The 25,778-nt window shown below is 71.5% G+C and carries 26 protein-coding genes; 16 read left to right on the forward strand and 10 right to left on the reverse strand.

Annotation, left to right across the window (positions count from 1 at the left end; all coding sequences use genetic code 11):
* Positions 1-5 precede the first annotated feature (5 nt).
* Both ACLQ28_RS23835 and ACLQ28_RS23840 read right to left on the reverse strand, forming a co-directional pair.
* The gene (locus ACLQ28_RS23835) at positions 6-293 is read right to left on the reverse strand and encodes a GNAT family N-acetyltransferase (RefSeq protein WP_425688491.1); all 288 of its coding nucleotides are present in this window, start codon (positions 291-293) and stop codon (positions 6-8) included.
* A complete protein-coding gene (locus ACLQ28_RS23840; protein WP_425688492.1) occupies positions 290-1,516 on the reverse strand; it encodes a cysteine desulfurase-like protein in 1,227 nt (408 codons plus the stop codon). The genes ACLQ28_RS23835 and ACLQ28_RS23840 overlap by 4 nt, the downstream gene beginning before the upstream one ends.
* 96 nt (positions 1,517-1,612) lie before the next feature.
* On the opposite strand from ACLQ28_RS23840, the gene ACLQ28_RS23845 reads away from it, so the two are divergent.
* From ACLQ28_RS23845 to ACLQ28_RS23875, 7 genes are all read left to right on the forward strand, one after another.
* Positions 1,613-1,978: a hypothetical protein gene (locus tag ACLQ28_RS23845; protein ID WP_425688493.1), complete on the forward strand. Its 366-nt coding sequence runs from the start codon at positions 1,613-1,615 to the stop codon at positions 1,976-1,978.
* Between the two features lie 64 nt (positions 1,979-2,042).
* Entirely contained in the window at positions 2,043-2,864 is an 822-nt protein-coding gene (locus ACLQ28_RS23850) for a DUF1206 domain-containing protein (protein ID WP_425688494.1), read from the forward strand.
* Between the two features lie 83 nt (positions 2,865-2,947).
* Positions 2,948-4,135: a mechanosensitive ion channel family protein gene (locus ACLQ28_RS23855; protein WP_425688495.1), complete on the forward strand. Its 1,188-nt coding sequence runs from the start codon at positions 2,948-2,950 to the stop codon at positions 4,133-4,135.
* A 495-nt stretch (positions 4,136-4,630) separates the two neighbouring features.
* Entirely contained in the window at positions 4,631-5,065 is a 435-nt protein-coding gene (locus ACLQ28_RS23860; protein ID WP_425688496.1) for a phage holin family protein, read from the forward strand.
* Positions 5,062-5,436, forward strand: a complete 375-nt coding sequence (locus ACLQ28_RS23865; RefSeq protein WP_425688497.1) for a DUF3618 domain-containing protein — start codon at positions 5,062-5,064, stop codon at positions 5,434-5,436. Before ACLQ28_RS23860 ends, ACLQ28_RS23865 begins: the two co-directional genes overlap by 4 nt.
* Positions 5,433-5,705: a DUF4235 domain-containing protein gene (locus tag ACLQ28_RS23870; protein WP_425688498.1), complete on the forward strand. Its 273-nt coding sequence runs from the start codon at positions 5,433-5,435 to the stop codon at positions 5,703-5,705. Before ACLQ28_RS23865 ends, ACLQ28_RS23870 begins: the two co-directional genes overlap by 4 nt.
* A 288-nt stretch (positions 5,706-5,993) precedes the next feature.
* Complete coding sequence (locus ACLQ28_RS23875) at positions 5,994-6,197, forward strand: cold-shock protein (protein ID WP_088962828.1); 204 nt, start codon at positions 5,994-5,996, stop codon at positions 6,195-6,197.
* 124 nt (positions 6,198-6,321) lie between these two features.
* Here ACLQ28_RS23875 and ACLQ28_RS23880 read toward each other — a convergent pair whose 3' ends face one another.
* Positions 6,322-6,516 carry a hypothetical protein gene (locus tag ACLQ28_RS23880; protein ID WP_425688499.1) on the reverse strand — a complete coding sequence of 65 codons (195 nt, stop codon included), beginning with the start codon at positions 6,514-6,516 and terminating at the stop codon, positions 6,322-6,324.
* An 88-nt stretch (positions 6,517-6,604) separates the two neighbouring features.
* The gene (locus ACLQ28_RS23885) at positions 6,605-7,588 is read right to left on the reverse strand and encodes an aldo/keto reductase (RefSeq protein WP_425688500.1); all 984 of its coding nucleotides are present in this window, start codon (positions 7,586-7,588) and stop codon (positions 6,605-6,607) included.
* Positions 7,589-7,673: 85 nt separating this feature from the next.
* Between ACLQ28_RS23885 and ACLQ28_RS23890 the strand changes: the two genes are divergently transcribed.
* On the forward strand, positions 7,674-8,468 hold the full coding sequence (locus tag ACLQ28_RS23890; RefSeq protein ID WP_425688501.1) for a trans-aconitate 2-methyltransferase: 795 nt from the start codon (positions 7,674-7,676) through the stop codon (positions 8,466-8,468).
* A complete protein-coding gene (locus ACLQ28_RS23895; protein WP_425688502.1) occupies positions 8,465-9,487 on the forward strand; it encodes an adenosine deaminase in 1,023 nt (340 codons plus the stop codon). The genes ACLQ28_RS23890 and ACLQ28_RS23895 overlap by 4 nt, the downstream gene beginning before the upstream one ends.
* Before the next feature lie 249 nt (positions 9,488-9,736).
* Here the strand turns inward: ACLQ28_RS23895 and ACLQ28_RS23900 are convergent, their stop codons facing one another.
* A complete protein-coding gene (locus ACLQ28_RS23900; protein WP_425688503.1) occupies positions 9,737-11,140 on the reverse strand; it encodes a HAMP domain-containing sensor histidine kinase in 1,404 nt (467 codons plus the stop codon).
* Positions 11,141-11,169: 29 nt separating this feature from the next.
* Positions 11,170-11,859, reverse strand: a complete 690-nt coding sequence (locus tag ACLQ28_RS23905) for a response regulator transcription factor (protein WP_030489108.1) — start codon at positions 11,857-11,859, stop codon at positions 11,170-11,172.
* A 73-nt stretch (positions 11,860-11,932) separates the two neighbouring features.
* Between ACLQ28_RS23905 and ACLQ28_RS23910 the strand changes: the two genes are divergently transcribed.
* Complete coding sequence (locus ACLQ28_RS23910; protein WP_425688504.1) at positions 11,933-12,853, forward strand: ADP-ribosylglycohydrolase family protein; 921 nt, start codon at positions 11,933-11,935, stop codon at positions 12,851-12,853.
* Between the two features lie 152 nt (positions 12,854-13,005).
* On the opposite strand, the gene ACLQ28_RS23915 is transcribed toward ACLQ28_RS23910, so the two are convergent.
* Entirely contained in the window at positions 13,006-13,932 is a 927-nt protein-coding gene (locus tag ACLQ28_RS23915; RefSeq protein ID WP_425688505.1) for a DUF1775 domain-containing protein, read from the reverse strand.
* A 176-nt stretch (positions 13,933-14,108) separates the two neighbouring features.
* Between ACLQ28_RS23915 and thrS the strand changes: the two genes are divergently transcribed.
* Positions 14,109-16,118 (forward strand): threonine--tRNA ligase, encoded by a 2,010-nt coding sequence (gene thrS / locus ACLQ28_RS23920; protein ID WP_425688506.1) that lies wholly within the window; start codon positions 14,109-14,111, stop codon positions 16,116-16,118.
* A gap of 149 nt (positions 16,119-16,267) precedes the next feature.
* Here the strand turns inward: thrS and ACLQ28_RS23925 are convergent, their stop codons facing one another.
* Positions 16,268-16,996: a D-Ala-D-Ala carboxypeptidase family metallohydrolase gene (locus ACLQ28_RS23925; RefSeq protein ID WP_425688507.1), complete on the reverse strand. Its 729-nt coding sequence runs from the start codon at positions 16,994-16,996 to the stop codon at positions 16,268-16,270.
* Positions 16,997-17,173: 177 nt separating this feature from the next.
* Here ACLQ28_RS23925 and ACLQ28_RS23930 point away from each other — a divergent pair, with 177 nt between their 5' ends.
* Positions 17,174-17,686, forward strand: a complete 513-nt coding sequence (locus tag ACLQ28_RS23930; RefSeq protein ID WP_425688567.1) for an HIT family protein — start codon at positions 17,174-17,176, stop codon at positions 17,684-17,686.
* 182 nt (positions 17,687-17,868) lie between these two features.
* Here the strand turns inward: ACLQ28_RS23930 and ACLQ28_RS23935 are convergent, their stop codons facing one another.
* A complete protein-coding gene (locus ACLQ28_RS23935) occupies positions 17,869-18,351 on the reverse strand; it encodes a hypothetical protein (protein WP_425688508.1) in 483 nt (160 codons plus the stop codon).
* A gap of 97 nt (positions 18,352-18,448) precedes the next feature.
* Between ACLQ28_RS23935 and ACLQ28_RS23940 the strand changes: the two genes are divergently transcribed.
* Positions 18,449-19,507: an aldo/keto reductase gene (locus ACLQ28_RS23940; protein ID WP_425688509.1), complete on the forward strand. Its 1,059-nt coding sequence runs from the start codon at positions 18,449-18,451 to the stop codon at positions 19,505-19,507.
* A 978-nt stretch (positions 19,508-20,485) separates the two neighbouring features.
* On the opposite strand, the gene ACLQ28_RS23945 is transcribed toward ACLQ28_RS23940, so the two are convergent.
* The gene (locus ACLQ28_RS23945) at positions 20,486-22,642 is read right to left on the reverse strand and encodes an elongation factor G-like protein EF-G2 (RefSeq protein WP_425688510.1); all 2,157 of its coding nucleotides are present in this window, start codon (positions 22,640-22,642) and stop codon (positions 20,486-20,488) included.
* A 250-nt stretch (positions 22,643-22,892) separates the two neighbouring features.
* On the opposite strand from ACLQ28_RS23945, the gene pgsA reads away from it, so the two are divergent.
* The 3 genes from pgsA (at position 22,893) to ACLQ28_RS23960 (ending at position 25,735) form a co-directional block, all read left to right on the forward strand.
* Entirely contained in the window at positions 22,893-23,522 is a 630-nt protein-coding gene (pgsA, locus tag ACLQ28_RS23950; protein WP_425688511.1) for a phosphatidylinositol phosphate synthase, read from the forward strand.
* A gap of 46 nt (positions 23,523-23,568) precedes the next feature.
* Positions 23,569-24,501 carry a phosphatidylinositol mannoside acyltransferase gene (locus tag ACLQ28_RS23955; protein ID WP_425688512.1) on the forward strand — a complete coding sequence of 311 codons (933 nt, stop codon included), beginning with the start codon at positions 23,569-23,571 and terminating at the stop codon, positions 24,499-24,501.
* A 73-nt stretch (positions 24,502-24,574) separates the two neighbouring features.
* Entirely contained in the window at positions 24,575-25,735 is a 1,161-nt protein-coding gene (locus ACLQ28_RS23960) for a glycosyltransferase family 4 protein (protein WP_425688513.1), read from the forward strand.
* Positions 25,736-25,778: the final 43 nt, after the last annotated feature.

The raw sequence follows: 25,778 nt of genomic DNA on the forward strand, positions 1-25,778 counted from the left end.
CGGCGCTACGGGAGGTCGGCGACCAGGTCCGCGTACTCGGGGTGCTTGTCGATGAACGCGGCCATGAAGGGGCACTGCGGCACCACCTTCGTGCCGCGCTCACGGAGCTGGTCCAGCGTGCCCCGCATCAGCGTGCTCCCCACGCCCTTGCCCTGGAAGCTCCGGTCCACCTCGGTGTGGGTGAAGACCAGGACCTCGCCACGCGCCAGGTACGCGGTGAAGCCGGCCAGCGCGTCGTCGATGAGGATCTCGAAGCGGTGCTTCGCCGGGTTGTCCTCGACCAGGGTGCTCATCCGGCCATTCTCCCCGAGCTGTCGGTCAGCACGTCCAGTTCACCGAGCAACCGGTCCACCTCGTCGGCGGTGTTGTAGTGGTAGATGCTGGCCCGCACCGCGCCGCCACTGTCACGCAGGCCCATCAGCTGGAAGTACTCGTAGGCGTAGTAGTCGCCGACGGAGAGGCAGAACCCGGCGGCGCCCAGTGCCTCCTGGGTGGCCGCTGGTGACATCCCGGCGACCCGGAACGAAATCGTCGGGCAGCGCCGGGCCGGGGAGCCGTACACGGTGATCGCCGGCCGCTCCGCCAGCCCGGCGAGCAGCCGGTCCAGCAGGGCCTCCTCGTGGGCCTGAGCGGCGGCCAGCCCGGCCCGCAGCCGCGCCCGCCGGTCACCGACCGCGTCCGGGTCCAGACCCGCCAGGTGATCCACCGCCGCCGTCACGCCGGCCAGCAGCGGGAAGCTCGGGGTGCCGTACTCGAACCGGTCCGGCACCGCGTCGGAGGACGGCACCAGCTTCGCCGGGCGCAGTGCCGCCCACCGGGCCGGGTCGGCCACCATCGCCGCCAGGTGCGGGCCGGACCACTTGTAGGCACTGGTGACCAGAACGTCGGCGCCGAGCGAGGCCAGATCGGTCGGCCCGTGCGGCACCGAGTGCACCCCGTCGACGTAGACCAGCGCACCGACCGCGTGCGCGGTCTTGGCGATCGCGGGCACGTCCGGCATGGTGCCGATGGCGTTGCTACCGGCCGTCACCGCGACCAGCCGGGTCCGCTCACCGACCAGATCGGCGTACTGGGTTGCGGGCAGCTCACCGGTGTGCCGGTCCACCTCGGCCCAGCGCACTGTCGCGCCGGCCGCCTCGGCGGCCTGCACCCACGGCCGCACGTTCGAGTCGTGGTCGAGCCGGGAGACCACCACCTCGTCGCCCGGGCGCCAGGTCGCGCCGAGCGTGCGGGCCAGGGTGTACGTCAGCGCGGTGGCGCTCGGGCCCAGCACCACCCCGGACGGGTCGGCACCGAGCAGATCGGCCACCGCCGAGCGAGCCTCGGCCACCAACTCCAACGACCGGCGACCCGCCACGTTGGCAGCGCTGCGGTTACCGACCGCGGTACGCATGGCGTCGGTGATCGCGTCGATCACACTGGCCGCGGTCTGGGTGCCGCCGGCACCGTCGAAATGAACGAAGCCCTCGGTCAGGGCGGGGTAGGCGGCCCGGGTGCGGGCGATGTCGAAGGGCATGTCCCGGACCCTAGCCGGTGCCCCTCGTGCCCTGGTCGGCCGCCGGCTGATCACTGTTCGGCGAGGGGCTCGCGGCCGTCTCGTACCCTTGGCGAGGTGACGAAACGATCCGCCACCATCCCATTGACCCCCATTCGCCGCACCGCCGGCCTTTTCGCCGGTCTGGCGCTCGGCTTCGCCGTGCTCGCCGGCTGCAGCTCGCAGGGCGCCTCCACCGACTGCGCGGTGGACGCCTGCACGGTCACCTTCGATCGGGGTGTCGACGCGAGGACCACCATCCTGGGTATCGAGGCCAAACTGGTCGGCGCCGAGGGTGACCAGGTGACCGTCGAGGTCGCCGGCGAACAGCTCACCCTCACCACCGGGCAGCAGGCCGCCGAGGCCGGCGGTTTCTCGGTCACCTTGGACAGCGTCACCGACCAGCAGGTCAAAATTCGTGTAGCACGTAACCCGGGCAGCTGAGCTGAGCTGGGCGGGCGGCGGTGGCCGACGTTTGGGAATCTCCGAAACCGGAGATTGTGACGCCATGTCACTCACCCGTAGCGCCGAAGCCACCGCCTCCCGAACGGCGGACAGCCGGTGGCTGGAACTCCTCGCCCGGGCCGGCTTCATCGGCTACGGCATCGTCCACCTACTCTTCGCCTGGCTGGCGTTGCAGATCGCGTTCGGCACGTCGTCCGATGACGGCGACCAGTCCGGCGCGCTGCGTACCCTCGCCGCACAACCCCTGGGTAAGTTCCTGGTCATCGCCACCGCGGTCGGCCTGCTCGCGATGGCGATCTGGCAGGCGCTGGAGGCGGCGGTCGGGCACCGCGCCGAGCGCGGCAGGGAGCGAGTCACCGAACGGCTCGCCTCGGCCGGCCGGACCCTCGTCTACCTCTACTTCGCCTGGACCGCCTTCAAGGTCTTCAACGACGCCGGCTCGAACAGCGCCGACCAACAGGAGGCCCTGACCGGCAAGCTGATGACCTCCAGCGGTGGCCGCTGGCTGGTCGGCCTGGCCGGGGTGGTGCTCGCCGCGATCGGTGTCGGCCTGGTCATCTACGGGGCCGTCAAGCGGTTCGAGAAGCACCTCAAGACCGGCGAGATGAGCCCGAAGACCCGCAAGCTGGCCCGCCGCCTCGGCATGGCCGGTTACATCGCCAAGGGCGTCGCGTACGGCATCTCCGGTCTGCTGGTCGTCGTGGCTGCGGTCAACTACGACCCGGAGAAGGCTCGGGGTCTTGACGCGGCACTGCACACGCTGCGCGAGCAGTCGTACGGCGTGTTCCTGCTGACCCTCGTCGCCCTGGGCATCGCCGCCTTCGGCTTCTTCTGCTTCCTCCAGTCCCGGTACCGCAAGGTCTGAGCTGGTCGAGTCCGGCGACGTCGGGCACTGGCGGGCTTTTGCCCGAAGTGCCCGACGCCTGGTCGAAGGGGAGCACCGAAGCCGTGCAGAGTTATCTCGAAACGGCCGTCGCCGCGCTCGTCGCGGCGGCGGTCGCCCTGTTCCTGGTCGAGGTCGTCCACCGGCTGACCCGGCGGTTCGGCCGCCGATCACTGCTGTTGACCGAGCTGACCGATCACGCGCACCGCCCGTTCCAGGTCGCCGGCACGGTCCTTGCCGTGCAGTTCGCCGTCCGCTTCAGCACCGGGTACGCGGTCGGCGAGAGTTGGCGGCGGCTGCTGCTGCACCTGCTCCTCCTCGGCGTCATCGCCACCACCGCCTGGCTGGTCGCCGCTCTGCTGATCGTCGTGGAGGACACCGCACTCGCCCGGTTCCGGGTCGACGTGCCCGACAACCGGCACGCCCGGCGGGTCCGGACCCAGGTGGTGATGCTGCGCCGACTGACCATCGCGGTGATCGTCATCCTGACCGTCGGCGTGATGCTGATGACCTTTCCGAGCGTGCGCGGCATCGGCGCCGGTGTGCTGACCTCGGCCGGCGTGGTCGGTGTGGTGGCCGCGCTCGCCGCGCAGAGCCTGCTCGGCAACGTCTTCGCAGGCCTTCAACTCGCCTTCAGCGACGCCGTCCGCCTCGACGACGTCGTGGTCGTCGAGGGGGAGTGGGGTCGGATCGAGGAGCTGACCCTCAGCTACGTCGTCGTGCAGATCTGGGACGACCGGCGGTTGATCCTGCCCACCTCGTACTTCACCAGCAAGCCGTTTCAGAACTGGACCCGGACCGAGTCGGCGGTGCTCGGCACCGCCGAGATCGACGTGGACTGGGCGGTGTCGGTGCAGACCATGCGCGAGGAGTTGCGCCGCCTCGTCGAGGGCACCGAGCTGTGGGACGGGCGGGTGTGCGTCCTGCAGGTCACCGACGCCACCGGTGGGATGGTGCGGATGCGCGCGCTGGTCAGCGCCGCCGACGCGGGCAGTCTGTGGGACCTGCGCTGCCTCGTCCGGGAGCACCTGGTGGCCTGGATCCGGGACAATCGCCCGACCGCGATGCCCCGGATGCGCACCGAGCTGGGCGATGCCAGCAGCAACCTGCCCTGGCAGTGGGTGCAGCCGAGGCGGCCGGCACGCCGCGCGACCGACACCGAGGCACCCGACGACGCGCGTGTCTTCGGCGGCAGCGACGACGGCGACGCCCGCAGCGAAGCCTTCGTTGGCCCCGAGGAATCCCGCCCCTGACCCGCCCGGAACACCCCAGCCCACACACGACGGTGGTCGGCCGGGCCTGACATGCCTAGACCGGACAAATCGCCCAACGACCAACCGTGGGTAGGCCTCCGTGGCCTGCCACCGGCATGGTCAACTCCAGATCACCGACATTGCGGTATCCGGCGTGGGCGGGATACCCCAACATCGGCGACGTTGTGTCGATCTTGCTCCCGAAGTCGCGACGATCATGGACTTGGCGGGGAGGTATGCCCGGTTTGCTCCCCGCCATCCTCATGATCAGCCCTGCGGTCGTGGGTCGGCGGGGGAGAGGGGCCGGGTGGGAGGTTTGGTCGGCCTTGGGTGGGGGATCTGCTGCCGGACGTCTCTGGCGCGATCGAGTGGGCCGGGTGCCGGCACTTCGGCGCGGCGTCCGGACAACGGGGACGGTGAGCTGCTCGGCGCGCTTTAGGATTGACGGGCGGCGACTCCGGGCATACAGCGCGGTGATGAGGAAAGGAGGACAGCATGGCTGACGTGGCGAACGCCCGCACATCCCACAACGGGAGCGAGCCCTCCACCGCCGAGTTGGTGCAGCGAGCCACCGAGCAGGTCTCCCGCCTCGTGCGGGACGAACTGGCGCTGGCCCGGGCAGAGTTGACCCAGAAGGGCAAGCACGCAGGCATCGGGATCGGCCTGTTCGGCGGCGGCGGCGCGCTGGCATTCTTCGGCCTGGGCGCGCTGGTCGCCACGGCGATCCTGCTGCTCGACCTGGTGCTGCCCGCCTGGGCTGCCGCGCTGATCGTGGCGGTGGCCTGTTTCCTGATGGCCGGCATCTTCGCCCTGGTGGGCAAGAAACAGATCAGCCGTGCCGTCCCGCCGATGCCGGCGGCCACGGTCCGCAGCCTCAGGGCCGACATGGACACCGTCGCCGCCGCAGTGAAGGACAGGGGGCGGCAATGACGGGCAACGGGACCGGTGACACGGAGGCGCTCCGCGAGGAGATCCGTCGCACCCGGGTCGAGTTGGGCGAGACGATGGAGGCGTTGGCCGCCAAGGCCGACGTCAAGGCGCGTCTGAAGGAGTCCGCCGGCCAGGCGAAGGAGCGGATGCGCGAGCAAGCGGCGCAAACCGTCGCCCGGGTCCGCGGGCAGGCGGTGCGGGGTGCCGGGATGGCGCGGGCACAGGCTTACGAGAAGAGCGAGTTGGTGCGCGCGCAGGCGCACGACAAGGGCGAGTTGATGCGACGCAACCCGGTGCCGTGGGCGGCGATCGCCGCCGGTGCGGTGGCCACCGTGGTGGTGCTGATGATCGTGCGGGGGAGGCGTAGGTGAGCAAGAGCATCGGCAGGGTCGCGTACCGGCCGGTCGGCGTGTTGATGGGTATCGCCGCAGGAGTGGTGGCCGGCGCGATCTTCCGGCAGGTCTGGAAGGTCACCGCAGGCGACGGCGAGGCGCCAAACGCGACAGACGAGGATCGCGGCTGGGGCGAGATCCTGGCCGCCGCGGCGTTGCAGGGGGCCATCTTCGCGGTCGTCCGGGCTGCCGTGGACCGGGGTGGCGCGGTCGGCGTCCGCCGGATGACCGGCAGTTGGCCGGACTGACCACACAGCGACTTCAGCCCCCTTCCCGCATCGATGGGAAGGGGGCTTTCGCATGACATCGGACGCCGCCCAGCGGATCTCAGGCATCCGTCAGGTCACATGTCGGAGAAATTCGTTCCAGAGGTCGTGACAGAGTTTTTGCGTACGTGATTTGCTGGTCCACGCTGTTGCGAGATGGCGTGGGTTGAGAGAAGTCTCCTTCGTGGGGCCGCCTCAGACGCCGCTGCTCAAAAACGGCCGATCGGCCGGACGGCGTGCACGGCCACCAGTTTTTAGAGGGAGATACACATGGCTCAGGGAACCGTGAAGTGGTTCAACGCTGACAAGGGCTTCGGCTTCATCACCGTCGATGGTGGGGGTGCTGACGTGTTCGTCCACTTCTCGGCCATCCAGTCCAGCGGCTACCGCTCGCTGGAGGAGAACCAGCGGGTGGAGTTCGAGATTGCTCAGGGTCAGAAAGGCCCGCAGGCGGAGCAGGTCCGTCCCATCTGAGTGAGATGGTCGGCCCCCGCCGACCAATGGGACGATCCGGCCAGGGTCGTTGCGAAGCCCCGTATCCCCTCCGGGATGCGGGGCTTTCCCGTGTCGACGCCCGGCGCCAGTGTGGACCGGGGGGTCAGTTCCGCCGGCGCGAGCGCAGGCCGAGCCAGATCACCACAAGCCCGGCCAGCGCCACCAGCGGGCCGAGCACCGCCCAGATCTTCTCGTCGGTCATCATGCTGCCGCTGACATAGCCGAGGCCCTGCACTGTCCACACCGCACCGATCACGACGGCCAGCAGGCCGAGGGTGAGCGGAAGCCAGCCCCTCATCGCGTCCCCTCTCCGCCGCCCGGGGCGGCGCGCCGCCCACCAGCATCGCTGGTCGGGCGGCGCGGCGCGAGCATCCCGGGTGTGCGGGTCACCACCGGTCGTGCACCTGCGGGCGGATCAGCTCGTCGTAGATCTCGCGTACGGCGGCCAGCTGGCCGTCGGTGAGCGGAGACAGGGATGCCGCCGCGGTGTTGCGCCGGGCCTGATCCGCGTCGCGGGCACCCGGGATGACGACGGTGACGCCCGCCTGGTCCAGCACCCAGCGCAGCGCGAACTGCGCCATCGTGCGGTCCGCGTCGACAAGCGGAGCCAGCCGGCGTACGGCGGCCAGGCCCTGCTCGTAGTCGACCCCGGAGAACGTCTCCCCGACGTCGAAGGCAGCGCCGTGCCGGTTGTAGTTGCGGTGGTCGTCGGCGGGGAACTCGGTGTGCTCGTCGTAACGGCCGGAGAGCAGGCCGCTGGCCAGCGGCACCCGGGCGATGATGCCCACTCCGGCCGCGGCGGCTGCCGGCAGGACACGCTCGAGTGGCTTGTGGCGGACCGCGTTGAGGATGATCTGAACGCTCGCCACCCCTGGTCGGGCGATCGCGGTGAGGGCCTGGTCGCAGGTCTCGACACTGACCCCGTACCCGGCGATGGCCTTCTCGGCGACGAGGGTGTCCAGGCCGTCGAAGACCTCGTCGGAGGAGAAGACGGCGGTGGGCGGGCAGTGCAGCTGGACCAGGTCCAGCGTGTCCATGCCCAGGTTGGCCCGGGACCGGTCGGTCCACTGCCGGAAGTTGGCCAGGGTGTACGACTCCGGCACCTGCTCGACGCGGCGGCCCATCTTGGTGGCGACGGTCAGCCCGGCGTCGGGTCGGGTGCGAAGGAAGCGGCCGATCAGTTGCTCGCTGCGACCGTCGCCGTACACGTCGGCGGTGTCGAGGAAGGTGACCCCGGCGTCCACGGCGGCGGCGAGCACCGCCATCGCGTCGTCCTCGCTGACGGTGCCCCAGTCGGCGCCCAGTTGCCAGGCACCCAGGCCGACCGCGCCGACGGTCCGGCCGAGCCGGTTGAAGCTGCGCTGTTCCATGCCCCGAGCCTAGTGATCGGGTTGCCGCCCTGCCAGGCGAGCCGTACCTTTCAACAAGACGAACGTACGGTTTTAGGAGGCGACCATGTGGGATCCGACGACCTACCTGCGCTTCGGCGACGAGCGATCCCGGCCGTTCTACGACCTGGTCGCGCGGATCCCGGCCGAGCGGCCCCGGACGGTGGTCGATCTCGGCTGCGGCCCCGGCCAGCTCACCGCCACCCTCGCCGAGCGTTGGCCGACGAGCCGGGTGCTCGGCCTGGACTCCTCGCCCGAGATGATCGATCGCGCCGCAGCCCTTGGCGCTCCCGTCGACTTCGCCGTCGCCGACCTGCGCGACTGGCACCCCGGCGGCGACGAAGACGTGGTGGTCAGCAACGCGGCGCTGCAATGGGTGCCCGGCCACCAGGAGCTGCTGCGCCGCTGGGCCGCCGAGCTGCCCGCCGGCGCGTGGCTCGCCATGCAGGTCCCCGGCAACTTCGACGCCGGATCGCATCGCGCGTTGCGCGAGGTCGCCGACCGGCCGACCTGGCGGGCCGAGGTCGCCCCACTGCTGCGAGCGGACCCGGTCGACGACCCGGCCGACTACGCGGCACTGCTGACCGCCGCCGGCTGCGCCGTGGACGCCTGGGAGACTACCTACGTGCACCTGCTGCCGGCTCGGCCCGCCGCTGAGCACCCGGTGCTGACCTGGATGGAGGGCACCGCGCTGCGCCCGGTCCGGGCCGCGCTGGACGCCGCCGGCTGGTCCGCCTTCCGGGCCGAGCTGGGGGTACGCCTCAGCGCCGCGTACCCGGTGCGGCAGGGTCAGGTGTACTTCCCGTTCCGCCGCGTCTTCGTCGTCGCCCGCACCGGCGACCGTGCAGAGGAGAGCCAGTGACCGACCTGCCCGCCTTCATCGCCGGCCTGCCCAAGGTGGAGCTGCACGTGCACCACGTCGGCTCCGCCTCGCCCCGGATCGTCGCCGAGCTGGCTGCCCGCCACGAAGGGCGCACCCCCGTGCCGGCCGACCCGGAGGCGCTCGCCAACTACTTCGAGTTCCGCGACTTCGCGCACTTCGTCGAGGTCTACCTGAGCGTGGTGGACCTCATCCGCGACCCGGAGGACGTCTGGATCCTCACCCACGAGGTGGCCCGGGAGCTGGCCCGCCAACAGGTCCGCTACGCGGAGCTGACCATCACCCCGTACTCGCACGTGCGTCGGGGCATCCCCGCGCCCGCGTTCTGCGAGGCGATCGAGGACGCCCGCAAGCGCGCCCTGGCCGACTTCGGCCTCGAACTGCGCTGGTGCTTCGACATTCCCGGCGAGGCAGGCCTGCCCGCGGCCGAGGAGACGCTGCGCATCGCCCTGCAGGAACGCCCGGAGGGGCTGATCAGCTTCGGCCTGGGTGGCCCGGAGATCGGCGTACCCCGGCCCCAGTTCCGGCCCTACTTCGACCAGGCCCGTGCCGCCGGGCTGCGCTCGGTGCCGCACGCGGGGGAGACCACCGGGCCGCAGACGATCTGGGACGCCCTCAACGAGCTGGGCGCCGAGCGGATCGGGCACGGCATCTCCGCCGCCGGAGACCCGGAGCTGCTCGCCCACCTGGCCGAGCGGCAGATCGGGATGGAGATCTGCCCGACGTCCAACGTACGAACCCGGGCGGTGGCCAACCTTGACGAGCACCCGCTGCCCCGGCTGGTCGAGGCCGGGCTGCTCGTCACCATCAACTCCGACGACCCGCCGATGTTCGGCACGACCCTCAACGACGAGTACGCGGTGGCCGCCCGCCTGCTCGGGGTCGGTCCCGAAGGGCTGGCTGGGCTGGCCCGCAACGCGGTGGCCGCGTCCTTCCTCGACCCCGCCGGCAAGCAGCGGATCACGGCCGAGATCGACGCCTACCTCGCTGCTGCTCGCTGAGCCGGTCGGGCTCGCTGCCGCTCGCTGAGCCGGTCGGAGGGAGCAGGGCGCGCGGCGGGAGCCTGGGTGTGGGGGGACCTGATACTCCCGCCGCGCGCGCGGCTCCACCGGCCGTGGGTGGGTGGTGCGTTTGGCCGGTGGAACCGTTTGGAACGTGCTCTGATCCTGTCAGCCCGCAGCCGGTCCAACGCGATCGTTAACCGCGATCTAAGGAAGACTTGCGACGGCGCACAGCCGGGCCGACCCCGATCAGTCGTCGGTGGGGCGCTGACGGGGCCAGCGACGACCGGCGGCCTTCGTGTCCCGGGCGTCGCGTGCCATCCGGCCGACCAGACCGAACCGGCTGACCTGACGCGGCGTCGCCTCCGGGTCGGCGAGCAGCATCACCACGCTGGCCCCGCCCAGCCGGGCGCGGTCGATGCTCACCGAACCGTTGGCCTGCAACGCCACCCGTTTGGCGATGTCCAGGCCAAGCCCGGTCGAGCCCTGGTCACTGGCTCCCCGGCGCAGCGCCCGGTCCGGGTTGGCGATGCCGGGTCCGGCGTCGTCGATCCGGATCGCCACGTAACCGTCCCGCCGGGACACGGCCACCTCGAACGCGGTGCCCTGCGGGGTGTAGCGGAAGACGTTACCGATCACCGCGTCCAGCGCGGCGGCCAACTCGGCCCGTGGCACCGGCGCCGGGATGCGCAGCTGCGCGCCGTTCACCCGGTGCGGCCGGTTCTGATCGCCGGCCAGCGCGGCCCAGAACACCATCCGGTCCCGGACCACCTCGCTGACGTCGCACATCGCCGGCCCGGCCTCGAGCGCCACCGCCTTACGGGTGGTCTTGATCAACACGTCGATCTCACCCTCCAGGGTGACGATCGCCTGCCGGATCCGCCGGATACCGCGGAGGCGATCCAGCTCCGCCGGGCTGAACGAACCGACGCTGGTGTCATCGGACTCCAACGCCTCCGCGTCCAACCGCAGCACCGTCAACGGGGTACGCAGACGATGCGACAGGTCAGCGACCAGCTCCCGCTCATCGGTGCGGGCCGCGTCCAGTCGGTCAGCCATCCGGTTGAAGGCGTACCCGGCCTCGGCCAGCTCGCGGGGACCGGTCGGCTCGACGCGTACGCCCAGGTCGCCGTCACCGATGGAGAGCGCGGCCTTGACCAGACCTCGGGTCGAGTCCACCGCGCGGGCAGCGACCCGGTCGACCACCAGCACCGCCGCGCCGGCCAGCGCCGCGCCGACCGCGAACAGCAACAGCCAGGTGCCGCCGGCACCATCGCCAAGCGTCGAATCCGGGAGGAACACCTCGACCACGGCCGCCCGGTCACCGAGGACCACCGGGTCGAGCCGGACCACACCCCCGTCGACGTCGACGACCAACGACCGTCGTTCGGCACGAGCCCGGTCCAGGTCGCTGCCGCTGGCCCGACCAGCGGACTCGTCCAGCCCCAGCCCGTGCACCACCGGCCGGGTCGGGGCACCCTCGGCGCTCGCCACCACGGCACGCTCGACGACCGCCGGTTCGGTGCTCACCGCCAGCGCGCCGGTGACCAGCGCGCTACGCCGGGCCGCGTCGGCGATCGCCTCGTCCCGGCTCTGCTCACGCAGGCTCAGCCCGAGGGGGATCAGGAACGCGAGCGCGACGAGACTGCACATGCCGGCCGTGAGCAGGGCCAGCGCCGTCCTCAGTCCGGTGCTACCAGCCGGAACCCCACCCCCCGCACGGTGCGCAGGTAGCGCGGCTTCGCCGCGGACTCGCCCATCTTTCGGCGCAGCCAGTACAGGTGAACGTCGATGGTCTGATCCTCGCCGACCGATGGCTGCCGCCATACCTCCTCCAAGAGCTCCCGGCGGGACACTACCCGCCCAGGTCGTGCGGCGAGATACGCCAACAGGTCGAATTCCTTGCGGGTCAGCGCCAGTGGCTCCCCGTCGAGCTGGGCGCTGCGCTCGCCCACGTCCACCCGGAGCCCGCCGACGCTGTGCACCGCCGGCTGGACTGTCCGGCTCGCCCGGCCGGCGCGCCGCAGCACTGTGGTGATCCGCGCGTCCAGGTGCGCCCCGGTGAACGGCTTGACCATGTAGTCGTCGGCGCCGGCGCGCAGCAGTTTGACCACCGACTGCTCGTCGTCACGGGCGGTGGCGATGATGATCGGCACGTCGGTGATGCCGCGCAGCATCCGCAGCGCGTCCGAGCCGTCCAGGTCGGGCAGGCCGAGGTCCAGCACCACCAGGTCGGGTGTCTCCGCGGCGACCCGACGCAGGGCGTCCAACGCCGTACCCACGGCGTGCACGGCGTGCCCCCGGTCGGTGAGGGACCGCAGCATCGCGCCACGTACGACGTGATCGTCTTCGACCAGGAGCACGGAGGCCACGACAAGACCGTACTTTGCCTGGCAAGTTGATCGCGTTGCGACGTGCCTGGTGAGGGGGCAAGCTGTCATGACGATGTCGTTCACCCTGTTCGTCGATGCCCGCCTGGCGCTCGCCCGGGACAGCCTCGCCGGTCTCTCCACCGGCGACGCGCTCGGCGCGCAGTACTTCCTGCCGGCGTCAGCGCCCACGGATCTCACCCCCGACGCGCTGCCGCCAGCGCCCTGGGAGTGGACCGACGACACCGAGATGGCCTGCTCGGTCCTCGCGGAGCTGGCCGACTCCGGCGGCATCGACCGGGACCGGCTGGCCCTGGCCTTCGCCGAGCGGTGTGCACCGCGGCGGGGCTATGGCGCCGGAGCGATGCTGATTCTGGAGCTGATCCGCACCGGCACCCCCTGGCCGGTGGCCGCCGCGTCCGCCTTCGACGGTCAGGGCTCCTGCGGCAACGGCGCGGCGATGCGGGTCGGCCCGTTGGGGGCGTACTTCGCCGACTCGACCGCGCGTGCCGCGGCGCAGGCCCGCGCCTCGGCCGAGGTGACGCACGCGCACCCGGAGGGGATCGCCGGCGCTGTCGCGGTCGCCGTCGCCGCCGCGTTGGCCGCCCGAGCCCGCCTCGACGGGCACCGGCCGCCCCCGGAGCGGCTGCTCGCCGGGATCGCCGCCGCGCTCGACCCGGGCACCGAGGTGCACCGAAGCGTGAACCGGGCGGCCGGGCTGCTCGGCCGGCCGCTGCCCTGGGTGGTGGCGGCACTCGGCAACGGCTCCCGGGTAACCGCCCAGGACACCGTCGGGTTCACCCTCTGGGTGGCCGCCACCCACCTCGACGACTATCCGGCGGCGATCCAGATGTGCGTGCGGGCCGGTGGGGATGTGGACACCACGGCCGCCATCGCGGGGGCGGTGGTGGCGGCGTACACCGGCGTCGGCACCCCTGGCGGGGTGCCCGAGTCGTGGCTGAGCGCCCGCGAACCGTTACCCACCTGGCTGCCCTGACCGTCCGTCCCGTCGCAGCCGCGTCGTCAGGTTGGCCTGTGTCGCCGCGTCGCCGCGTCGTCACGTCGCCGCGCGACCGTGATCCACTCCATATCGCCGATGTTGGGGTATCCAAGCGGCGGGATACGCCAACATCGGCGATGTTGAGTCGATCAAGCCTGGGTCACCGCTCCTCCGCCGGTCACCTCGGCGAGCGCCGCGTCTTCGGCCGGGTCGCGTCGGCGCCACCGACTGACCAGCCAGCCGATCGCCGCGCCGCCGCCCAACCCGGCCAGCAGGCCGGCGGCCAGCATCCCGTCGGCGTTGCCCGATTTGCGGTCCGCCCCGTCGGCGCTGCCCGACCCGCCGCCCGCCCCGTCGGCGTTGCCCGATTCGCCGCCCGCCTCGCCGGCCGGTGCCGCGTCGACACCGGTGTCCGCACCCGCCGGGGCACCGGCCGCCGGCGCACCGGCCGCCGGCGCACCGGCCGCCGGCGCACCGGCCGCCGGCGCACCGGCAGCCGGTGCGCCATGACCGCCGTGCCCGGCCGGTCCGGCCGCGCCAGCGGCCGCCGGCAACAGGGTGAGCGCCGGAGCCCGGTGCGCGCCGTCGGCGTCCGCCCACCGGACCACCGTGCCATCGGCGTACGTCTGGACGACCTCGAAAGTGAGCCGCTCCGCCTGGGGTAGCGGCCCCATCGACAGCGCCAGCCGGGCCGGCCCAGGTTCGCTCTCGCCGACCCGGACCCAGGTCACGGCGGTGGTGACCGTGCTCACCCCGGTGGAGTGGATGCCCGCCACCGGCCGATCCAGGGTTCGCGAGCTGATCCGGGGTGCCCAACCGTCCACCGACATCGGGTAGACCTCGGCGATCGGCGCGTCAGCCGGCATCCGGACCTCGATCTCGCGGGTCTTCGTGCCGGCCCGCTCCTCCGGCACGGAGAACTCCAGGCGTACGGCGTCGCCCTGCAGTGCCTCGGTCGGGGTGGTCGTCACGTCCGCGGCGTGCGCCGACCCGGGCCAGAGCAGCAGCCCGGCGGCGGTCAACGCGGTCACCGCCGCGATCCGCCGCCGACGTCCACCGCCGTGCGTGCTCGCCATGTTGTGCCCCCATCTGTGTCGGTGCGGCTGGCACCGGTTCCGGTCACACCTGGTAGTTCGGCTCCGAGGCGCGAAAGGTTCAACGCTGGTGCCCTTCCCGACCGTGGGTGGGCGGACCGATAGCATCGGCAGGAGCCGAGGATCGGCACCGTTTCGTACCGCTTGGAGGAGTCACCGTGTCCGCACCCCGTACCCCCGCCGTGGCCGACCCCGTCGTCGTCGCCGCCGGGACCACGGCGGCCGACGCGGTGGCCGCGGCCGGACTGCCCGCGAACGGCCCCAAGGCGATCGTGGTGGTCCGCGACCCGGAGGGTCAGCTGCGTGACCTGGACTGGGCGCCGGCCGAGGAGACCGTCGTCGAGCCGGTCAGCCTGGATTCGCCCGACGGGCTCAACGTGCTGCGCCACTCGACCGCGCACGTGCTGGCCCAGGCCGTGCAGGACATCTTCCCCGAGGCCAAGTTGGGCATCGGCCCGCCGATCGAGAACGGCTTCTACTACGACTTCGACGTCGACAAGCCGTTCCAGCCCGATGACCTCAGCAAGCTCGAGAAGCGCATGCAGGAGATCATCAAGTCCGGGCAGCGGTTCCGCCGCCGTCGCTTCGGCAGCCTGGACGAGGCGCGCTCCGAGCTGGCCGACGAGCCGTTCAAGCTGGAGTTGATCGAGGTCAAGGGCGAGGGCCTGGACACCACCGAGGTGATGGAGGTGGGCGGCGGCGAGCTGACCATCTACGACAACCTCGACGCCAAGGAGGACAAGGTCTGCTGGTCGGACCTGTGCCGAGGCCCGCACCTGCCGACCACCCGCCTGATCGGCGCGTTCAAGCTGATGCGCTCGGCCGCCGCGTACTGGCGCGGTTCGGAGAAGAACCCGCAACTGCAGCGGGTGTACGGCACCGCGTGGCCGACCCGCGATGAGCTCAAGGCGTACCTGAAGCTGTTGGAGGAGGCCGCCCGGCGCGACCACCGCAAGCTCGGTGCGGACCTCGACCTGTTCAGCTTTCCCGACGAGATCGGCTCCGGCCTGGCGGTCTTCCACCCCAAGGGCGGCATCATCCGCCGGGAGATGGAGCACTACTCGCGGCGCCGGCACGAGGAGGCGGGGTACGAGTTCGTCAACACCCCGCACATCACCAAGGCGCAGCTGTTCCAGACCTCCGGTCACCTGCCGTACTACGCGGACACCATGTTCCCGCCCATGCAGTTGGAGGGCGCGGAGTACTACCTCAAGGCGATGAACTGCCCGATGCACAACCTGATCTTCAGGGGGCGCGGGCGGTCGTACCGGGAGCTGCCGCTGCGGATGTTCGAGTTCGGCACCGTCTACCGGTACGAGAAGTCCGGTGTGGTGCACGGCCTGACCCGGGTTCGTGGCCTGACCCAGGACGACTCGCACATCTACTGCACCCGCGAGCAGATGGCCGGCGAGCTGTCCACGCTGCTCAGCTTCGTGCTGGACCTGCTGCGCGACTACGGTCTCGACGACTTCTACCTGGAGCTGTCGACCCGGGACGACTCGCCCAAGTTCATCGGCGCCGACGAGGACTGGGCCGAGGCGACCGAGGCGCTGCGGACCGCAGCCGCAACCTCCGGCCTGGACCTGGTGCCTGACCCGGGCGGCGCGGCGTTCTACGGGCCGAAGATCTCCGTGCAGGCGCGGGACGCGATCGGTCGGACGTGGCAGATGTCCACCATCCAGGTCGACTTCAACCAGCCGGAGCGGTTCGGGCTGGAATACCAGGCCGCCGACGGCACCCGCCAGCGGCCCGTGATGATCCACCGGGCGTTGTTCGGCTCGATCGAGCGGTTCTTCGGGGTCCTCACCGAGCACTACGCGGGCGCGTTCCCGGCGTGGCTGGCGCCGGTGCAGGTGGTCGGCATCCCGATTCGCGAGGACCACACCGACTACCTGCACGGCTTCGTCGCGGCGCTGCGCGCCGAGGGGATCCGGGCACAGGTGGACGCGGGTGACGACCGGATGCAGAAGAAGATCCGTACGGCACAGCAGCAGAAGATCCCGTTCATGGTGATCGCCGGTGACGACGACGTGGCAGCCGGCACGGTGTCCTTCCGCTACCGCGACGGCTCCCAGCGCAACGGGGTGCCGGTCGCCGAGGCGGTGACCCACGTCCTGGACGTGGTCAGCTCGCGGACCAACATCGGCCCGTCGGCCGCCGCGGAGTAGCTCCCGCGCGTCCCACCCGGCCGGTCCTGCTCGGCCGTTCATGATCGTGCTCGATTCAGGAAGTAGTGGCCTCACCGCTGCGGGAGGCCACTACTTCCTTGTTCGAGCGTGGTCTTCGACGATCGATCGCCGAAGACCACGCTGGGGCGTCAGATGCCGCAGTTCGGCGCCGACCAGCCGCCGACCGCCGCCACGTGGGTGTGGTCGTTGTGGTCCGGGTAGCCGGGGCCGAGGATCTGTCCGAAGCCGTGGTAGCGGGCCTGCTGGGCCAGCCGGCAGAACGACGGTGACCCGACCAGGTCCACCGCGTCGCCGTACAGGTGCCGGCTGTTCGACGCCCCGCCGACCGCGCTGTTGCAGGCGTAGCTGCGGAAGCTGCTGCTGATCGCGATGGCCACGTCACCGAGGGCGTGCCGCAGGGCCTGGAGCTTCCACATCGAGACGAGCGCGTTGAACCGGGCGGTGCTCGCCGCGACCGCGCCGCCGGCCCAGGTGCTGTTGCAGTTGTTCAGTTCGGCGTAGCTGAAGTTGGCGGGGGTGCAGTCGTCGTCCTGGAGGGCGTAGAGCCGGTTGAAGGTCTGTGGGCCGGCGATCCCGTCCGCGGACAGCCCGTACGCCTGCTGGAAGCGGATCACCGCGGACCGGGTGGCCGGGCCGAACGCACCGTCGATGGTCAGCACGGCACCGTAGCCGGGGTAGCCGGCGACCCGGATCTGTAGCTGCCGGACGTCTTCGCCGGACGCCCCCTGGGACAGGCTGCGACCCCAGGTGTAGCAACCATCCGCCTGTGCCGCTCCGGCGGTGAGGGTGATGCCGGCCACCGTGGTGGCGGCGGTCAGCGCGAGTGCCGCGAGTAGCCTGCCGAGCCGTCGGATCATGCAACTCTCCATCAATGAATGGAAGTACGTGGATGCACGGAATTTTCAGACGTGAGCATCGATCCGTCAAGAAGTTGCAAGCAAGGATTTTCCCGGCGCCAGGTATCGCGGCCCGCCTGAGCGGCTCCGTAGGATCGGCTCGTGACAGGCGCGGAGGGGTACACGGACATCGGTGACATGACGGACGGCTTGGAGCGGCTCTGGACGCCGCACCGGATGACCTACATATCCGGCGAGGACCGCCCGGCCGAGGGCTACGAGAAGCCCACCGGTTGCCCGTTCTGCCTGGCACCGAAGCTGCCGCCGGAGGAGAGCCTCGTGGTGGCCCGTGGCGAGCACGTCTTCGTGGTGCTCAACCTCTACCCGTACAACCCGGGGCACCTGCTGGTCTGCCCCTACCGGCACGTCGCCGACTACACCGACCTGGACGTGCCGGAGACCACCGAGCTGGCGTCGTACACCCAGACCGCGATGCGGGTGATCCGCAAGGTGAGCAACGCGCACGGTTTCAACCTGGGCATGAACCAGGGCGGGGTGGCCGGCGCCGGCATCGCCGCGCACCTGCACCAGCACGTGGTGCCGCGCTGGGGCGGCGACGCGAACTTCATGCCGGTGATCGGCCGCACGAAGGTTCTGCCGCAACTGCTCGGCGACACCCGCGACCTGTTCGCCCGCGCCTGGCCGTCCTGACCGCCGTCCGGGTTGCCCGCCGTCCGCGTTGGGTGGCGTCCGGGTTGCCTGGCGTCCGCGTTGGGCGGCGCGCCCCTTTGCGCGGCGCCCGCGTTGGCCGGGGCTAGCCGGCTGGCGTCCGCGTTGGGTGGCGTCCGCGTTGGGCGGCGCGCCCCTTTGCGCGGCGCCCGCGTTGACCGGGGTTAGTCGGCGCGCAGAAGCGGTGTCAGCTCCGGCCAGCTCTCCACCCGGTGTACGCGGGGCAGCAGCGCCGCGTGTGCGGCGACCTCCGCCGGGCGGGGGCGGAACAGGAAGCGGTGCGGCACCGAGTCGAGGTAGCCGAGCACCTCCAGTTTGTCGTCCACGAAATGGGTCAGCCCGAGCCGCCGGGCGATCGGCGCCTTGTCCGGTCGGGTGCGGCAGAAGTGCACCCGCTGCGCGGGGATGCCGGTGCGCGCCGGAAAGTCGTGGTGGGCCAACCACTCCCGGGTGCGCCGCTCGGTGGACTCCCCGCACTTGGACACCAGGTGCACCTCGTCGAACGCCGGGCCGACCGCCGCGAGTGCCTCGAAGGCCCCGTCGACGACGGGGGTACGCAGGTAGTGCGCGCCGAAGAACGACGTGTCCGCATCTCCGTCGGCCGGCTCGATGATCACGCCGCCGATGTCCACACCCAGCCTCCGCATGCGGCCGATCATGCCGCACCGGCAGGTTGACGCACACCCGAGATTCCGCCCCCGGGATCTGCTACGTCCCGACCGGCGAAGGTGGCACGATCGGCCGATGGCAGTCACGACACGAACGTTGGGGCGCAGCGGCATCGAGGTCAGCGCCCTCGGCATGGGGTGCTGGGCGATCGGCGGGCCCTGGGCGGAGGGCACCCAGCCGCTCGGCTGGGGCGCAGTCGACGACGACGAGTCGGTGCGGGCCGTATGCCGGGCGCTCGATCTGGGCGTCACCCTCTTCGACACCGCCGACACGTACGGTGCCGGGCACGGTGAGCGGGTGCTCGGCAGGGCGCTCGCCGGCCGCCGGGACGACGCCGTGATCGCCACCAAGTGGGGCTACACCTTCGACGAGCCGAGCCGGCAGGCCACCGGGGAGGACGCGTCACCCGCGTACCTGCGGCGGGCCGTCACCGCCTCCCTGCGCCGGCTCGACACCGACCGGATCGACCTTTACCAGCTGCACCTGGCCGACCTGAGTGTGCCGCGGGCGCAGGCGCTGATCGGCACCTGCGAGGACCTGGTCGCTGAGGGTCTGATCCGGGCGTACGGGTGGAGCACCGACCGCCCCGACCGGGCCGCCACGTTCGGGCACGCCGCGGCCGGTGCCACTGCCGTGCAGCACACCCTGTCGGTGCTGCGGGACGCCCCCGACCTCCTCGCCGTCTGCGACAAGTACGACCTGGCAAGCGTCAACCGGGGCCCGCTGGGGATGGGGTTGCTCACCGGCAAGTACTCAGCCGGGTCGATACTGCCCCGCGACGACGTGCGCGGGTTGGCCCCGGGCTGGTTGGAGTGGTTCCGTGGTGGCCGGCCGGCACCGGAGTGGCTGCGCCGGGTCGCCGCGGTCCGCGCCGCGCTCACCGCCGACGGGCGCAGCCTCGCCCAGGGCGCGCTGGGCTGGATCTGGACCCGCAGCGGTCGCACCATCCCGATTCCAGGCTGCCGTACGGTCGCTCAGGTCGAGGAGAACGCGGCAGCGCTGGAACGGGGTCCACTGCCAGCGGACCAGTTCGCCGAGGTGGAGCGCCAGTTGGCCGCCCTGCGTACCGCCGCCCTCCGCGACGCCGACCGCCCCCACTGGCCCCGCCCCACCCACCCCACAACCCACCCCTAAGCCCTCACCAGCCCGCGCCCGCGTTGTTCGGTGTCCGGGTTGTTCGGTGTCCGGGTTGCTCGGTGTCCGCGTTGCTTGGCATCCGCGTTGCTTGGCGTCCGCGTTGCTCGGTGTCCGCGTTGCTCGGTGTCCGCGTTGCTCGGTGTCCGCGTTGCTCGGTGTCCGCGTTGCTTGGCGTCCGCGTTGCTCGGTGTCCGCGTTGCTCCGCCGCGATCTTGCACTTACTGTCGTCGCATATCCGGCATTACGCCACACGACCCGAGCCGGCCCCCCGGATTCCGCCGCCCCGGTGACCTTCAGCCACCGGACAGAATCACCCATACGAGACGAATCGACGACATGCTGCCCCCGTGCCGATGGACGTCCGAGCGTGATCCACTCCATGTCGCCGACATTGCGGTATCCGCGAGGCGGGATGCCGCCATATCGGCGACATGGAGTCGATCATGTCCGAGTCCGGTTCGGGCCGCAGGACTCCCTCCCGCTCTCGCCGGGGCAGTCGGACATCGGCGTCAGAAACTGCAGGATCGGCGGGCAGGGATGGCGGGGCCGCGCTGCTCCGCGCCCGCCCGGTCGATCATGGAGTTATGGTGGGCGATTTAGTAGTGCACGCCCCTTTCATGAGGCACCACAACTCCATGATCGGCGGCAGCAAGCCCGACCCACGCCGGCCGACCCGCCCCCGGCGCCCCACCCGCGCGATCTTGCACTTTCTGTCGAGACTTTTGCCGCAATGACGACATTCAGGCGACACAAAGTGCAAGATCGCTGGCGCCGGACGCGGCGCGGGCGGGGCAGGGCGGGGCGTGGCGCGGGCAGGGCGTGGCGTGGCGCGGGGCAGGGCGGGGCAGGGCGCTGGGCAGAGCTTGGCGTGGCCGCTGCTGGGCGTGGCGCCGGGCAGAGCTGGGCGTGGCCCGTGCTGGGCGTGGCGCCGGGCAGGGCAGGGCGTGGGCTGGCCGGGCGAGGGCCCGGGAGGGGTTACGGGGTTTGTTCCTTGCGGATCTGGTCGGCCAGGTGGGCGGGCATGGGGTCGTGGCGGACGAAGTGACGGCGGAAGGTGCCCGTGCCAGCCGTCATCGAGCGCAGCTCGACGGCGTAGCGGAGCAACTCGGTGGCCGGCACCTCCGCCCGGACGAGGGTGCGGCCCTCGGCGTCCGGGTCCGGTTCGGTGCCGAGCACTCGGCCGCGTCGGCCGGACAGGTCGCCCATGACCGTGCCCACCGAGCCGTCCGGCACTCGGATGGTGACCTCGTCGATTGGCTCCAGTAGTGCCGGCTGGCCACGGTCGGCGGCGTCGCGCAGGGCCAGCGCGCCCGCGGTTTGGAAGGCCGCGTCAGAGGAGTCGACGCTGTGCGCCTTTCCGTCGACCAGGGTCACCCGCAGGTCCACCACCGGGTGGCCGGCGACTAGGCCGCGTTCGAGTTGGGCGCGGACGCCCTTCTCCACTGACGGGATGTAGTTGTGCGGCACCGCGCCGCCGACGACCCGGTCGACGAACTCGTTGCCGCTGCCCGAGGGTAGGGGCTCGACCTCGATGTCGCAGACCGCGTACTGGCCGTGCCCGCCGGATTGCTTGACGTGCCGGCCGTGGCCCTTCGCGGGTACGGTCAGCGTCTCGCGCAGCGACACCTTGACGGGTTCGGTGTCCAGCTCGACGCCGCCGGCGCGTAGCCGGTCGAGCACCACGTCCGCGTGTGCTTCGCCCATGCACCAGAGCACCAGCTGGTGGGTTTCCGGGTTGCGCTCCAGTCGCAGTGTGGGGTCGCCGGCGACCAGGCGGGCGAGGTTGCGGGCCAGGGCGTCCTCGTCGGCGCGACTGCGGGCCACGACCGCCACCGGCAGCATTGGCTCCGGCATTTCCCAGGGGGCGATCAGCAGCGGGTCGTCCTTGGCGGAGATGGTGTCGCCGGTCTCGGCGCTGCCCGACTTGGTGATCGCGCAGATGTCGCCGGCGACGCAGAGCTGCACTTCACGCAGGGTGGCGCCCAGCGGGGTGAAGATGTGCCCGACCCGCTCGTCGGCGTCGTGGTCGGGGTGGCCGCGTTCGGCCATGCCGTGCCCGGAGACGTGCACGGTCTGCTCGGGGCGCAGGGTGCCGGAGAAGACCCTGACCAGTGAGACTCGACCGACGTGCCGGTCGACGGTGGTCTTGACGACCTCGGCGACGAGGGGCCCGTTCGGGTCGCAGGTCAGCGGCGGGCGGGGCGAGCCGTCCACGCCTGTCACCGCCGGCAACTCGTGCTCAAGCGGCGACGGGAATGCGGCGGTCAGCACCTCCAGCAGAACGTCCAGCCCGACACCGGTGTGGGAGCAGACCGGCACCACCGGGTAGAAGTGGCCCCGGGCGACGGCCTTCTCCAGGTCGTCGATGAGCACCTCGGTGCTGATCTCCTCGCCGTCGAGGTAGCGGTCCATGAGGGTCTCGTCCTCGCTCTCGGCGATGATCCCCTCGATCAGCTCGTCGCGTGACTCGTCGATGGCCCGCTGATGCTCCGGGTCGGGGTCGCGCACGTCGGCGGGCAGCCCGGCGGAGTAGTCGAAGACCCGGCGGGTGATCAGGCCGAGCAGGCCTTCGGTGGACACGCCGTCGTCGCCGAGCATCGGCAGGTAGAGGGGCATCACGTTGTCGCCGAAGAGACGCTGGCAGAGCGCCACCGTCTCGTCGACGTCGGCGCGGGGCTGGTCCAGTCGGGCCACCGCGACGGCGCGGGGCATGTCGACGGCGGCGCACTCCTCCCACAGGGCGACGGTGGCCGCGTCCATGCCGCCGGCCGCGGAGACGACGAAGAGGGCGGCGTCGGCGGCCCGCAAGCCGGCGCGCAGCTCGCCGACGAAGTCGGCGTACCCGGGAGTGTCCAGCAGGTTGACTTTGATGCCGTTGTGCAGCAGCGGTGCGCAGGACAGGCTGACGGAACGCTGTTGGCGTACGGCTGCGGGGTCATGGTCGCCGACGGTGGTGCCGTCGACCACGGTGCCGGCCCGACCGATCGTGCCGGTCGCCGCGAGCAGGGCTTCGACAAGGGTCGTCTTGCCGGCACCGGAGTGCCCGACGAGAACCACGTTGCGTACCCGCTCGGGCTCGGTCACCACGGGCGTGCCGCCGGTGGAACCCTTGTCCTGATTTTTTTGCGCCATGGGGCGCACCTCCCTCAGCCGGTGGTGGTGGCGACCGCCGCGCGAGGTGGAAGCGGCCCGGGGCGAGTGCGCGGCGATATCCTCCGGTGGTCTGCTGCACAGTGGGAACGGGACGGGTGGTCGGGTGAGCTGGCTCACCCTCCAGCTCGATCTCACACCCGTTGTCGGATAGGCACAAGCCTCCCCCGGGCGGGTCGGAGGGACCGGCCGTATCGCCGGAGCTGGGCGGACCGTTATCGTGGGGACCGCCATGGCGAAGATCTTCCAAGTGTCGGCCCGCGCGGGGATGACCCGCGTCGTCGAGCCGATTGCCCGCGCCCTCCTGCGCGCGGGCGTCACCCCCAATGCCGTCACCGTTGCGGGCACCGTTGGTGTGCTCGTTGGTGCGCTCGGCTTCGGTGCCCGCGGCCATCTGGTCGCGGGCGCGTTAATCGTGACCGTTTTCGCGCTCACCGACCTGCTCGACGGGACGATGGCCCGGATGAGCGGCGGCTCCACCAAATTCGGCGCGTTCCTCGACTCAAGCATGGACCGGGTCGCCGACAGCGCCGTCTTCGGCGCTGTCGCGTACTGGCTGGCCACGGAGGGCAACTACTCCGGGGTGGCCGCCGCGCTGGTCTGTCTGGCCGCCGGCAGTCTGGTCTCCTACGTGAAGGCCCGCGCTGAGGGGCTCGGCATGACCTGCAACGTGGGCATCGCCGAGCGTACCGAGCGGCTGCTGATCGTCGGCGTCGGCGGAATCCTCACCGGCCTGAACGTGAAGCCGGCGTTGGAGGTCGCGCTCTGGCTGCTCGCCGCAGTGTCGATCTTCACGGTGGGGCAGCGGATGGCCCACGTCTACCGCCAGGCTCAGCAGCTCCAGCCGAACGGCCAGGCGTGAGCGGCGCGTCGCCGACCCGGCGCCGGATGACCGGCGGCCGGGCCGCGTGAACCTCACCGAGCTGGGCTACGTCGCCGGCTGGCGGGTGGTCCGCGCGCTACCCCGGCCGTTGGTGGCGGCGGCGTTCCAGGCGGGCGCGGACCGCGCCTACCGCCGCCCCGGCGGGGGTACGGCCCGACTGCGCGCGAACCTGCGCCGGGTGGTCGGCCCGGAGCTGCCCGAGGCCGAGCTGGACGATCTCGTCAAGCGCGGACTCCGCTCGTACGCCCGGTACTGGATGGAGGCGTTCCGGCTGCCCGCGTTGAGCCGAGAGCAGATCCTGTCCGGCTTCCGACTCGATGGCGCGGAGTTGCTCGCCGCCGACGTGGCCGCCGGCCGGGGCGCCGTGGTGGCGCTGCCGCACGCCGGTAACTGGGATGCCGCGGGTGCCTGGGTGGCGGCCGCCATCGGGCCGATCACCACGGTCATGGAACGGCTCAAGCCGGAGGGCGTGTACGAGCGTTTCATGGCCTTCCGGAAGAGCCTGGGGATGGAGATCCTGCCGACCCATGGTGGGTCGCGTCCGGCGTTCGACGTGCTGCTGGAGCGCGTACGTGCCGGTGCGGTGGTGCCGTTGCTGGCCGACCGGGACCTCTCCGCCCGTGGGGTGGAGGTGGACTTCTTCGGCGGAAAGACCCGGATGCCGGCCGGGCCGGCGCTGCTCGCGCTGCACACCGGCGCGCCGCTCTACGTGGCCTCGATGTGGTACGAACCGGACGCGGCGTGCGCGTCGCTCGCCGGCCCGCTGCCGGTGCCGGGGCCCGAGGTGGGGCCTCTGGACCAGCGGGTCCGGTCGCTGACCCAGCTGATCGCCGACCGTCTGGCGGCGGGTATCGCCCAGCATCCGGAAGACTGGCACATGTTGCAGCGGATGTGGCTGGACCAGCGGGGGTCGGGGGACGGCGCGGCGCTGCCGTCGTCGGCCTCCGGTCAGGCCTGAGGAGGTGGGCACGATAGGTGCGAGGAGTGCGTCGCAGCGGCGGCCCGCCGTCGGGGACGGGGGGCGCTGACGCATGCGGATCGGCATCGTGTGCCCGTACTCCTTCGATGTCCCCGGCGGGGTGCAGAACCACGTGATGGACCTGGCCGAGGCGTTGATCACGCTCGGCCACGAGGTCAGCGTGCTCGCACCGGCCGACGAGGATTCGCCGCTGCCGGCGTACGTGGTGTCGGCCGGTCGTGCCGTGCCGCTGCCGTACAACGGGTCGGTGGCCCGGATCGCGTTCGGCCCGGTCTCGACCGCCCGGGTGCGCCGGTGGCTCACCAACGGCGACTTCGACGTGCTGCACGTGCACGAGCCGCTCACGCTGAGCCTGTCCCTGCTGGCCGTGTTGTCCGCCCGCGGCCCGGTGGTGGCCACGTTCCACACCGCGATGACCCGTTCGCGGGTGCTTGCCGCCGCGCAGGGTGTGCTTCAGATCGTGTTGGAGCGGATCACCGCCCGGATCGCGGTCAGTGCGCTGGCCCGCAAGGTCCAGGTCGAGCACATGGACGGCGGCGCGGTGGAGATCCCCAACGGGGTGGCGGTGGCCAAGTTCGCCGACGCCGAGCCGTTGCCGGGCTGGCCGGGGGAGTGCGCGCCGGGCACCGGCGGCACCCTGGGGTTCCTGGGCCGGTTCACCGAGGCGCGCAAGGGCTTCCCGGTGTTGCGCGACGCGTTCGTGGCGATGGCCGCCACCCGGCCCGGGCTGCGGTTGCTCGTCGCCGGCCCGGGTGACCCCGACGACCTGTACGACCAGTTCCCGGCCGAACTGCATGAGCGGGTCACGTTCCTCGGCCTGGTCACCGAACCGGACAAGGCGCGAATGCTGCGCAGTGTGCACCTCTACGTGGCACCGAACACCGGCGGCGAGTCGTTTGGCATGATCCTGACCGAGGCGCTGGCCGCGGGTACGACAGTGGTCGCCAGCGATCTGGACGCGTTCCGGCGGGTGCTCGACGGTGGGCGCGCCGGTCGGCTTTTCCCCACCGGTGACCCGGCGGGGCTGCGCGACGCGGTGACCGAGCTGTTGGACGATCCGGCCGGGCGGGCCGCGCTGAGCGCCTGCGGCGATCAGGTGGTGGTGAATTTCGACTGGCCGACGGTTGCTCGCCGCGTTCTGGAGGTATACGCAGCGGCGATCGAGGCAACCGACGGGCGGGTCATCGACCAGGAGTGGGTGGGGCTGGGCTGAACCGGTGTGACGCATGGTGCGGATCGCGATCGGGGTGACCGGT

It is taken from the genome of Micromonospora sp. DT201, assembly GCF_049841575.1.
Classification (GTDB): domain Bacteria; phylum Actinomycetota; class Actinomycetes; order Mycobacteriales; family Micromonosporaceae; genus Micromonospora.

Excerpts from the sequence above, each read along its gene's own strand:
- ACLQ28_RS23835 (WP_425688491.1), bottom strand. The coding sequence starts at position 293 with ATGAGCACCCTGGTCGAGGACAACCCGGCGAAGCACCGCTTCGAGATC.
- ACLQ28_RS23840 (WP_425688492.1), bottom strand. The coding sequence starts at position 1,516 with ATGCCCTTCGACATCGCCCGCACCCGGGCCGCCTACCCCGCCCTGACC.
- ACLQ28_RS23850 (WP_425688494.1), top strand. The coding sequence starts at position 2,043 with ATGTCACTCACCCGTAGCGCCGAAGCCACCGCCTCCCGAACGGCGGAC.
- ACLQ28_RS23860 (WP_425688496.1), top strand. The coding sequence starts at position 4,631 with ATGGCTGACGTGGCGAACGCCCGCACATCCCACAACGGGAGCGAGCCC.
- ACLQ28_RS23865 (WP_425688497.1), top strand. The coding sequence starts at position 5,062 with ATGACGGGCAACGGGACCGGTGACACGGAGGCGCTCCGCGAGGAGATC.
- ACLQ28_RS23875 (WP_088962828.1), top strand. The coding sequence starts at position 5,994 with ATGGCTCAGGGAACCGTGAAGTGGTTCAACGCTGACAAGGGCTTCGGC.
- ACLQ28_RS23880 (WP_425688499.1), bottom strand. The coding sequence starts at position 6,516 with ATGAGGGGCTGGCTTCCGCTCACCCTCGGCCTGCTGGCCGTCGTGATC.
- ACLQ28_RS23885 (WP_425688500.1), bottom strand. The coding sequence starts at position 7,588 with ATGGAACAGCGCAGCTTCAACCGGCTCGGCCGGACCGTCGGCGCGGTC.
- ACLQ28_RS23890 (WP_425688501.1), top strand. The coding sequence starts at position 7,674 with ATGTGGGATCCGACGACCTACCTGCGCTTCGGCGACGAGCGATCCCGG.
- ACLQ28_RS23900 (WP_425688503.1), bottom strand. The coding sequence starts at position 11,140 with ATGTGCAGTCTCGTCGCGCTCGCGTTCCTGATCCCCCTCGGGCTGAGC.
- ACLQ28_RS23910 (WP_425688504.1), top strand. The coding sequence starts at position 11,933 with ATGTCGTTCACCCTGTTCGTCGATGCCCGCCTGGCGCTCGCCCGGGAC.
- ACLQ28_RS23915 (WP_425688505.1), bottom strand. The coding sequence starts at position 13,932 with ATGGCGAGCACGCACGGCGGTGGACGTCGGCGGCGGATCGCGGCGGTG.
- ACLQ28_RS23925 (WP_425688507.1), bottom strand. The coding sequence starts at position 16,996 with ATGATCCGACGGCTCGGCAGGCTACTCGCGGCACTCGCGCTGACCGCC.
- ACLQ28_RS23930 (WP_425688567.1), top strand. The coding sequence starts at position 17,174 with ATGACGGACGGCTTGGAGCGGCTCTGGACGCCGCACCGGATGACCTAC.
- ACLQ28_RS23935 (WP_425688508.1), bottom strand. The coding sequence starts at position 18,351 with ATGCGGAGGCTGGGTGTGGACATCGGCGGCGTGATCATCGAGCCGGCC.
- ACLQ28_RS23940 (WP_425688509.1), top strand. The coding sequence starts at position 18,449 with ATGGCAGTCACGACACGAACGTTGGGGCGCAGCGGCATCGAGGTCAGC.
- ACLQ28_RS23945 (WP_425688510.1), bottom strand. The coding sequence starts at position 22,642 with ATGGCGCAAAAAAATCAGGACAAGGGTTCCACCGGCGGCACGCCCGTG.
- pgsA (WP_425688511.1), top strand. The coding sequence starts at position 22,893 with ATGGCGAAGATCTTCCAAGTGTCGGCCCGCGCGGGGATGACCCGCGTC.
- ACLQ28_RS23960 (WP_425688513.1), top strand. The coding sequence starts at position 24,575 with ATGCGGATCGGCATCGTGTGCCCGTACTCCTTCGATGTCCCCGGCGGG.